This window comes from Amycolatopsis sp. NPDC003861 (assembly GCF_053605405.1).
Genome location: NZ_JBSGJD010000362.1, coordinates 1 through 7,300 on the forward strand (window position 1 = coordinate 1; position 7,300 = coordinate 7,300).

The window sequence follows — 7,300 nt, forward strand, 5'->3', positions numbered from 1 at the left end:
CCTCGGCGAGCTCGCGGATCCACACCTCGAGGGTGCTGCTCGCGCCGGGCGCGGCGTGCGCGGCCACCCACTGCGCCAGCCGCACGCCACGGCCGGCGGTCCGGCGCGCCGCGTGCAGCTGGGCGCGCGCGTCGTTGAGCGTGGCCGCGCGGGCGGCGTCCGGCCGGAGCCGGAACCCGGCGTTGACCAGCTGGAGGCCGGTCGCGACGGCGTCGTCGAGCGCGGTCGTCCGGTAGCCGACCAGCTCCGGCACCTGCAGTCCGGCGGCCGGTGGCCCGGTGGGGACGCCGCTGCTCAGCCCGGTCACGGCGATCGCGCGCAGCTGCCGCGACATCCCGGACGCCCAGTCGCGGTCCGGGGTGCCGGCCTCGGACAGCGCGTACCGCCGGGCGGCGACCCGCACCAGCTCGGCGGCGTCCTCGGCGGTCCGGCGCTCGAGGTAGGCGGCCGCGATCCGCGCGTCGACCAGGCACTCGGGCCCGCCGCGCAGGCCGAGCGCGGCCAGGGAAACGCGGGTGTCCCGCGCGCGGAGCACGGCGTCGTTGTGCCGGGTGAGGTCGTCCAGCTCGGCGCTGATCGACTGGCTCATCACGGTGTTGACGACCTTGGCCATGGCGTTGGACAGCAGCGGCGGGTTCGCCGGATCGCACTCGACGGCGTCGGTCACGCCTTCACCGGTCGGCACGACGTAGAGCAGCAGCCGCCGCACGTCGGCGTGCGACGGGCGCTCGAAGATCTCGCGCAGCGCGGGCCGCAGGGGCTTGTTGAGCAGCACCCCGCCGTCGGTCAGCCAGTGCGAGCGGGTCAATTCGGTGTAGGGCGTCATGTCGGGGTGCAGCCGGTCGGTGCCGCCGGTGCCGATCGGCATCCGCGACAGCTCGAACGCGCCGGGAAAGGACGCGGTGGAGCGGGCCGCCAGCGCGAGCGGCCCCTCCACCCCAATCGTCCACAGTGGACCACAGAACCGGAAGAGCATCCGGTGTTCGGTGTCCCGCACCAGGTTCCCGAGCGCGTCGTCGAACCGGGTGGTCTCGCCGTCGATCATGGTGCCGGTGAGCAGCACGGTGATGTCGGGTTCGTCGACGGGCGGCGCGCCTTCGGAGGTGATCCGCCGCAGCGCCCGTTCGACGTCCCCGAGCAGCACGCGGTCCCCGTCGAGCACCGACCGCGGCTGCGCTTCCTTGGCGTCCCGGATCAGGTTTTCCAGCGAACCGGTGGTGATCCAGGTGTCCCGCAGCACCTGCGGCGTCGACCCGAAGGCCTCGGCCAGCCCGAGACAGGCGGCGTTGATCCCACCGGCACTGGTCCCGGTGAGGACGTCGATCGACACGCTCGCACGGAGCAGGTCGAGCAGTTTCCGGTAGAGCCCACCGCCATCCGCGCTGCGCGACTCCCGCAGCAGCTGCGACGTCTCGGTGGCGACCCCGCCCATCCAGATGGCCAGGCTGGCCCCACCGACCATGGTCAGCGCGAGCCGGATTTCCTGTTGCCACGGTTCCGCGGTCCCGTCCATGGGAGTTCTCCCGTCTTCCCGACGCAGAGTAGAGGCGAAGGGTGCCGCCGGGGATACGTCCGGGGGTACGGCCGTTCGGGTGGAGTTGTTCACCCGCCTGGCCGCTCAGGCCGCCAGGTGCTCCAGGATCAGCACCTGGGCCTCACCGACCGCGAAGCCCAGCACCGCGCCCGTCGCGATCAGGATCCATTCGTCCTGCTCGAACGCCGGCCGCAGCAGCCGCTCGAACTCCTTCGGCGACAGCTGCTTCATCTTCGACACCAGCACGTTCCGGATGTCCATCGCGTCCGTCGCGTAGTCCTCGATGTAGCGCATCGTCTCCGGCAGGCGGGACATGATCTGGGAGGAGATCGCCAGCTTCATGTCCTGGTACTTGCGGCTGCCCACCGCGAACACCAGCAGCGGCTTCGCGACGCTGCCGAGCTCGCGGTCGAGCTGGCGCTGGATCAACGCCAGCACGCGGTCCGACAGCGGGCCGTGCAGGATCGCCTCGATGACGTTGTGCGGGGTGATGATCTCCTTCGCGATCAACGACCCGTACGCCTCCGCGACTTCCGCGCGCCGCTTGAGGAACAGGCCTTGCCACTGCACGCCGAAGTACTTGCGGGGCTCGATCGGGTAGAAGATCATGCGCAGCGCCAGCCAGTCCGTGAACCAGCCGGTGAACAGGCCGAACACCGGCATGATCGGCGGGAACTTGAACAGCACCCAGGCCACCATCTGGACGACGCCGATCGCGCCGCCGAACACCAGGCCCGACCGCGCGATGAACTTGAACTCCTGCGCGCCCGCTTCCTGGAAGATCCGGTTCAGCAGGCGCTTGTCCTTGACCAGGCTGGTGACCACCATGCCCTTGAGGTCGAACACACTGTCCACATCGGACTTGATCAGGTCGAGCACGGCCGCGACCATCCGCGGCGACTCGTGCTGGACGCGCTCGATCACCAGCCGCTGCACGCGGACCGGCAGGGACTCCCACAGCCCCGGCTGGTAGTGGCCGACCACCTCGCGGACGATGTCCTCGACCCCCGCGAGCAGCGGTTTCTCGATTTCCTGCGCGATGCGGGACGCGTCCAGCCGCGCGACCACCTCGGCCGGCTTGATCAGCTGCTCGGTCATCGTGTCGCAGGCGATGCTCGCCATCCGCGCCGCGCGCTTCGGGACGATGCCCTGCCAGCCCAGGAACGGCTTGACGCCGATGAACTCCACCGGCTGGAACATCATCCGGATCGCGACCAGCTTGGTGCCGTAGCCGATCAGCGCCGCGACGATCGGGATCGAGACGTAGAGGGGCCAGTGCTGGACGAAGTCGGCGGCGATGCCGGCGAAGAAGGCCCCCATCCCGCTAACCCCAGCTCGGGTCGCAGGCCTGCCAGAACTGCGCGCCGAGGCGCGAGACGTGGATCGTCCGGCGGACGAACTTCGCGCGCCGGACGTGCTTCTCGGCCTCGCGCACCGTCTCGTCGGTCAGCAGGATCTCGTACTGCGTCTCCAGCGACGGCACCTCCTCGTCCAGGTCGACCAGGCCGAGCCCGATCAGCCGGGTGACGTAGCCGGGCACCTGGTCCGGCAGCGACACCCCGGCCGCCTTGCCGACCGTCGAGGCGTTGCGCAGCACGACCCGGCCGTTGCCGCCGAGGCCGGTCCGCTCGACGACGTCGACGGCGGGGAACGGCGAGCCGTCGGACAGCGCGGACAGGATCCGCGCCTCGTCCGGCGTCAGCTGGCGCAGGATGATCGCGTAGAAGTACTCGCGGGCGCGCTCGCGGCCGAAGCCGATGGAGTGGTTCAGCAGCTCGGCCATCGCCGCGCGCAGCGGCTCGGCGTGGTTGTCGCGCACCGGCACCAGCGTGACGGCGGCTTCGCGGGGCACCGTCGCGCGGTTCATCGCCGACGCCGCGGTGAGCGCCGCGTGATACGGGTCGTCGACCTCATCGAGCCGGCGGCGCAGCTCGGTCAGCAGCTGGCGCTCCACCTGCCGGACGCCGCGTTCGGCGGTCTCGACCCCGGGCAGCTTGCGGCCGAGCGCGAAGCCGGTGCGCGCGGCCCAGCCCGCCAGCTGACCGGCGCGGCGAGCCAGGTCGGCCACGTCGTCGGCGGCACCCCGGCCGTTCGGTCGCTCTGCGTTCACCGGCGGACTCCCCTCTGCGTACGGGCTGATGCTACCTGCGGGTAGGCCGAATGACCCCATCCCTCGGGGGTCCGGGTGGCGGAGCCCCCGGCCTGGGGCGAAGCCCCGGAACAACACGGTGTTTGGATGGCCACATGAGTCCGACGCGCTGGGGCCCGCCGATCGACGTCCTCCCGTACTTCTCCAAAGAAGAACAAGCGCTGATGACGCTGCTCGGCGCCCTCACCGACGAAGACTGGACGCGGCCGACGATGTGCGCGGGCTGGACGGTCAAGGACGTCGCCGCCCACCTGCTGGGCGACAAGGTCGGCCGGCTGTCCCGCGGCCGCGACGGGCACGCGGCGGATTCCCCCCGGCCGGGTGAGGCGTTCCCCCGGTTCATCGACCGGATCAACGAGGAGTGGGTCGTCGCGTGCCGCCGGCTGTCGACGGACGTCCTGCTCACCATGCTGTACGAGTTCATGGGCCAGACGACCGAGTACTGGGCCCAGCTGGACCTCGACGTCCTCGGCGTCCCGGTGAGCTGGGCCGGCGACGAGCCCGCGCCGCGCTGGCTGGACGCGGCCCGTGACTACTCGGAGTTCTGGGTCCACCACGTGCAGATCCGCGAGGCCCTGGAGCACACGCCGCTGGAGGCGGAGTACGCCGAGCCGATCGCGGACACGTTCGTGAGGGCGCTGCCGCACACCCTGCGGGACGTCGACGCGCGGGCCGGCAAGCAGGTCGGCTACACCGTGACCGGCCAGGGCAAGTGGCACGCACGCCGCGAGCGCGACGGCTGGGTCGTGGACCGCGGCGCCCCGCCGTCCCGCACCCCGCTGGCCACCGTGACGACGGACCTGGACACGTTCTGGCGGCTCTGCACCCGCAACCCGGCAGACCTCGGCCGCGTCCGGACGTCCGGCGACGAAAACGTTTGCGCCACCCTGCTCGGGATGACGTCGATCATCGTCTAGCGGCGGCGCGCCTGCTTCCGCAGCTGCAGGATCCGGGCGCCGCCGATCAGCGCGACCAGCGCCGCCCCGCCGATGGCCGAGAACAGCATGGCGATGGCCAGCGGCAGGCTGCCCTCGCCGCCGAAGAAGTGCACGGTCACCGAGTCCAGGTTCTGCAGGATGAAGATCAGCAGCAGGACCAGCACGACCAGGCCGGCGATCACCGCGACCCAGGTGCCGCTGATCCGGGTGCGCTTGATCTTCGCGGGCGCGGGCCGGGACGGCGCCGGCCGCACCGGCGTCACCTCCTCCGCGCCCGGGCGGACGTCGCCGGCCCGTAGCTCGGCGGGCTCCAGGGCGCCTTCCGGCACGTCGGTGCCCGGCAGGTCGTGGTGGGTGGGACCGGTGGGGCGGTCGGCCGCGCCCCCGCGCGCGTGCGTCATGTGCCCAGTGTCCGTCCGACGTGCGGGGAGCGCTGCCTCAAACCCCCTAACGGGCGAAACCGTCGACCTCCCGCAGGACGCGGAGCGTGTTCCGGCCGGCCAGTTTCGCGCAGTCGTCCTCACTCCACCCGCGCTCGAGCAGTGCGGCGAACAACACCGGGTACTTGGACGTGTCCTCCAGCCCCTCCGGCAGCGAGCCGACGCCGTCGTAGTCGCCGCCGAGGCCGATGTGGTCGATGCCGGCGACCTCGCGGGCGTGCTCGACGTGCGCTACGACGTCCTCCACGGTCGCCGGCGGCTTCGTCGGCCCGTCCCATTCCCGGATGAACTTCCCGCGCAAGGCCAGGTTCCGGTACTCCAGCCCGGCCTCGGCCATCGCGGCCTCGAGCCGGTCGTTCCACGCGGCGACCTTCGGCGAGACGAACGCGGGCACGAAGGTGATCATCGCGACGCCGCCGTTGCCGGGCAGCATGGCCAGGACGTCGTCGGGGATGTTGCGGGGGTGGTCGTTCACCGCGATGCAGGAGGAGTGGCTGAAGATCACCGGCACCGAGCTGACCTCGATCGCCGCCCGCATGGTCGACGGCGCGACGTGCGACAGGTCGACCATCATCCCGATCTTGTTCATCTCGCGCACGACGTCGCGGCCGAACTCGGTGAGCCCGCCGTGGGCCGGCTCGTCGGTGCCCGAGTCGGCCCAGGTGGTGTTGAAGTTGTGCGTGAGCGTCATGTACCGGACGCCGAGGCGGCGCAGGCTCCGCAGCACGCCGATCGACTCGGCGATGCTGTGCCCGCCCTCGGCCCCGAGCAGCGACGCGATCCGGCCGTCGGCGAACGCGGCCTCGGCCTCGTCCGCGGTGGTGACCAGCCGGAGCCGGTCGGGGTAGCGCTCGACCAGCTGGTGGACGACCTCGACCTGCTCCAGGACGGCGGTCACGGCACTGTGGCCCTCGAACTCGCAGGGCACGTACACCGACCAGAACTGCATGCCGAGCTTGCCGTCGGCGAGCTTCGGGAAGTCGGTGTGCAGAGCGGGCTGCCGCACGGTCAGGTCGAGGGACGCGGCCGCCTCGACCGGGTTCGGGCCACCGTGCTGCCGCAGTTCCCACGGCAGGTCGTTGTGCCCGTCGGCGAGGATGACGGCGTCCAGCAGTTTGGTAGCACGCTGTAGTGCCTCGTTAGTCATCGCCCGATCGTAGGTAGGTCCGGTATACGGTTCGTACAAACGGGCTGACATCTTCCCCGAAAGAAATAATCCGGCGAAGTTTTGCGGTAAAGTGCGGGGTGTGGACACCGACGACGACGAGATCGTCACCTGGTGGGGCCTGGTCATCGAGGGTTACCTGGCCACCCAGGACAGGCTGATGGGCGAGATCGCCGAGCGCTTCGGGCTCGCGCCCGCGTCGTTCGACATCCTGCTGCGGCTGGTGCGCTCGCCCGAGCACCGGATGCCGATGACCCGCCTGGCCACCGAGGCGGCGCTGTCCAGCGGCGGCTTCACGAAGGTGGCGGATCGCCTGGTCGCGGCCGACCTGATCTGCCGCATCCCCAGTCCCGACGACCGCCGCGTCACGTTCGCGTCGCTGACCGACCACGGCCTGGACGTGGCGAACCGGGCCCGCACGGCGGCGGCGGACATCCTGCGCCGGATCGTCCTGACCCCGCTCGGCGACGACGCCCCGGCACTGGCCGAAGCGATGCGGACACTGCGCGCGTTCAATTCCGACCGTTGAAAAAGTCGAGGTCACACCCGGTGCGGCTGACGGCGCACCATGAGAGCCATGCTGACCGAATCGACCATCACGACGATGCTTCCGGTGACCGACAGTGAACGCGCCGGCCACTTCTACGCGGACGCCCTCGGCCTGAAGCAGACGGGGAAGGGCGAAGACGGAACCCTCTACTTCGCCGCCGCCGGCGGCGCCATCGGGCTCCGGCCGATGCCGGAGGGCTCGCAGAGCGAGAACACGGCACTGAGCTTCGAAGTCGGCGACCTGCCCGCCGAGGTCAGGGCCCTCGAAGACCGCGGCGTCCGGTTCCAGGACTTCGAGCTGGAGGGCCTGAAGACGGTCGACCACATCGCCCAGCTGGGCAACGAGCGGGCGGCGTGGTTCAACGACTCCGAAGGCAACGTGCTGTGCCTGCACGAGGTCATAGGCTGACGTGCCAGTCCGTGCTCTGCCGCGGCTTGTCGTGAGTGGTAAGGCGGGTTCTAACCCGCCTTACCACACACGACCTAGGCGAGCGCGGGCCACACGTTGTGATGGGGAGAGGGTGG

Annotated in this window: 8 protein-coding genes; 3 read left to right on the forward strand and 5 right to left on the reverse strand. The window is 70.9% G+C overall.

Annotated elements, in window-relative coordinates; translation table 11 throughout:
* The 3 genes from ACWEVN_RS44790 to ACWEVN_RS44800 form a co-directional block, all read right to left on the reverse strand.
* Positions 1-1,513: patatin-like protein (locus ACWEVN_RS44790; RefSeq protein ID WP_452055337.1), on the reverse strand; the 1,513-nt coding region annotated here is incomplete at its 3' end.
* Positions 1,514-1,618: 105 nt separating this feature from the next.
* Positions 1,619-2,854 (reverse strand): DUF445 domain-containing protein, encoded by a 1,236-nt coding sequence (locus tag ACWEVN_RS44795; protein ID WP_452055338.1) that lies wholly within the window; start codon positions 2,852-2,854, stop codon positions 1,619-1,621.
* Positions 2,855-2,858: 4 nt separating this feature from the next.
* Positions 2,859-3,644 (reverse strand): Abi-alpha family protein, encoded by a 786-nt coding sequence (locus ACWEVN_RS44800; protein ID WP_449687415.1) that lies wholly within the window; start codon positions 3,642-3,644, stop codon positions 2,859-2,861.
* A gap of 134 nt (positions 3,645-3,778) precedes the next feature.
* Between ACWEVN_RS44800 and ACWEVN_RS44805 the strand changes: the two genes are divergently transcribed.
* On the forward strand, positions 3,779-4,600 hold the full coding sequence (locus ACWEVN_RS44805) for a maleylpyruvate isomerase family mycothiol-dependent enzyme (protein WP_452055339.1): 822 nt from the start codon (positions 3,779-3,781) through the stop codon (positions 4,598-4,600).
* Here ACWEVN_RS44805 and ACWEVN_RS44810 read toward each other — a convergent pair.
* Positions 4,597-5,022, reverse strand: coding sequence for a LapA family protein (locus ACWEVN_RS44810; RefSeq protein ID WP_449687417.1), 426 nt, complete (start codon positions 5,020-5,022; stop codon positions 4,597-4,599). The genes ACWEVN_RS44805 and ACWEVN_RS44810 overlap by 4 nt on opposite strands.
* Before the next feature lie 46 nt (positions 5,023-5,068).
* A complete protein-coding gene (locus ACWEVN_RS44815) occupies positions 5,069-6,208 on the reverse strand; it encodes a dipeptidase (RefSeq protein ID WP_449687418.1) in 1,140 nt (379 codons plus the stop codon).
* Between the two features lie 100 nt (positions 6,209-6,308).
* Between ACWEVN_RS44815 and ACWEVN_RS44820 the strand changes: the two genes are divergently transcribed.
* Both ACWEVN_RS44820 and ACWEVN_RS44825 read left to right on the forward strand, forming a co-directional pair.
* Positions 6,309-6,755, forward strand: coding sequence for a MarR family winged helix-turn-helix transcriptional regulator (locus ACWEVN_RS44820; protein WP_452055340.1), 447 nt, complete (start codon positions 6,309-6,311; stop codon positions 6,753-6,755).
* Between the two features lie 48 nt (positions 6,756-6,803).
* Positions 6,804-7,184 (forward strand): VOC family protein, encoded by a 381-nt coding sequence (locus ACWEVN_RS44825; RefSeq protein ID WP_452055341.1) that lies wholly within the window; start codon positions 6,804-6,806, stop codon positions 7,182-7,184.
* Positions 7,185-7,300 lie beyond the last annotated feature (116 nt).

Coding starts and splice junctions, on each gene's coding strand:
- ACWEVN_RS44805 (WP_452055339.1), top strand. CDS start 3,779: ATGAGTCCGACGCGCTGGGGCCCGCCGATCGACGTCCTCCCGTACTTC.
- ACWEVN_RS44810 (WP_449687417.1), bottom strand. CDS start 5,022: ATGACGCACGCGCGCGGGGGCGCGGCCGACCGCCCCACCGGTCCCACC.
- ACWEVN_RS44825 (WP_452055341.1), top strand. CDS start 6,804: ATGCTGACCGAATCGACCATCACGACGATGCTTCCGGTGACCGACAGT.
- ACWEVN_RS44815 (WP_449687418.1), bottom strand. CDS start 6,208: ATGACTAACGAGGCACTACAGCGTGCTACCAAACTGCTGGACGCCGTC.
- ACWEVN_RS44795 (WP_452055338.1), bottom strand. CDS start 2,854: ATGGGGGCCTTCTTCGCCGGCATCGCCGCCGACTTCGTCCAGCACTGG.